This window comes from Streptomyces katrae (assembly GCF_000966975.1).
Lineage (GTDB): Bacteria > Actinomycetota > Actinomycetes > Streptomycetales > Streptomycetaceae > Streptomyces > Streptomyces katrae.
The window spans coordinates 1-1363 of the sequence record NZ_JZWV01001318.1; the positions used below are offsets into that span (position 1 = coordinate 1).

At 77.9% G+C, this 1363-nt stretch carries 1 pseudogene; it reads left to right on the top strand.

The window, feature by feature from the left end:
• A pseudogene (locus VR44_RS46180) lies at positions 1–1363 on the top strand (hypothetical protein); the annotation flags it as partial.

Below are 1363 nucleotides of genomic sequence, written 5' to 3' on the forward strand. Positions count from 1 at the left end.
CGCTCCTGGCAGCGCGTCCCGGCAGCCCGGCGGGCGCGCGGCGGCGGACCGGTGGTCCCGGTCGTCGGCCTCGCCTCCGGCAGCCTGGGCCGCCTCGTCCGGGTGGTGTCCGGTGACGGGCGCTGGCGCCGCCTCGCCTGCCTGCGGCTGGACGCGGCCGCGGCGGCCGCCCCGGCCCCGGCGGCCGCCCCGCCGCACCGGGACGCCGACCCGCTGGAGCTGGTGGAACGCTTCCGGGCGGGCGCCTCCCCGACCGCCCAGCGGCTCGCCGCGCACCTGGCCGCCGTACCGCTGACCCTGCCCGTGATGACCCTCGTCCGCCGCTCCCTGCTGCGCGGCTCCGAACACGGCCATCTGGCGGAGGTGGCCCTCGGTGGCCTCCTGGCCCCGTGGCAGGGGCAACAGCGCCCTGAGGAGGTCGAGTTCGAGTTCCTGCCGGGGGTGAGGGAGGTGTTGCTCGGCTCCCAGCTGCGCGGGGACGTGGCCGAGGTCCGGGAACTGGTGCGCCGCCGGGTGTGGGAGTACATGGCCCGCAACCGGGGCACGGGTCCCGACTTCTCGGCGACCCGCGTCACGACGGGAACGGAGGGCCGGCGCCCGGTCCCGGAGGGCGCGCGGCCGTTCGCGGAACGGGGGCCGGCCGTGGAGCGGGAGCCTGCCGGGGAAACGGAGCCGCTCGCGGACCGGGCGCGGGCCGCGGATCGTGAACACGCCCTGGACCGGGGGCCCGTCGCGGATCGGGAGCCGGTCGCGGACCAGGATCCGGTCGTGGACCGGGAGCCGGTCGCGGCCGCCGTGGCGGACCGGGGACCGGTCGGCGGGGTGGTCCGGGTCGGCTTCGACTCGTTCAGGGAGCCCGGTGAGGTCGGGATCCTGCTGGCGCCGCGGCTGGTGCTCACGGCGGGGCAGGTGGCCGCGCCGGGGGGGGCGGCCGTCTGGGTCAGGGCGGGCGGCCGGGAATTCCCCTGCCAGCCGGTGTGGCGGGACGACGCGAGCCCGCCCGTACTCCTGCTGGAGAGCGAGAGGGACCTGACCGATCCGGCGGGATTCGTCCCGCAGCCGTGGGGGAGGCCCCCGGCCCCGGGCGGGGTGCGCCTCCGTGTCGACGGGGTCACGGAGGGAGGACAGCCGGCCGCGCTGACCGGGACCCTGGTCCACGACGACGGAGCGGCCAACGGGGAACTGGTCGATCTCTCCCCGGAACCGGAGACCTGGACCCACTTCGTCGGCGCCCCGGTGTCCGACGGGGGCCGGCTGATCGGCGTCGTGCACACCGTGCACCGCGACCGCCTGGTGTTCCTGACCGCCGCCGCCCTTCTGGAGCAGCCCGCCTTCCGCTCGGCGCTGGACGGCCGTCCAGCGA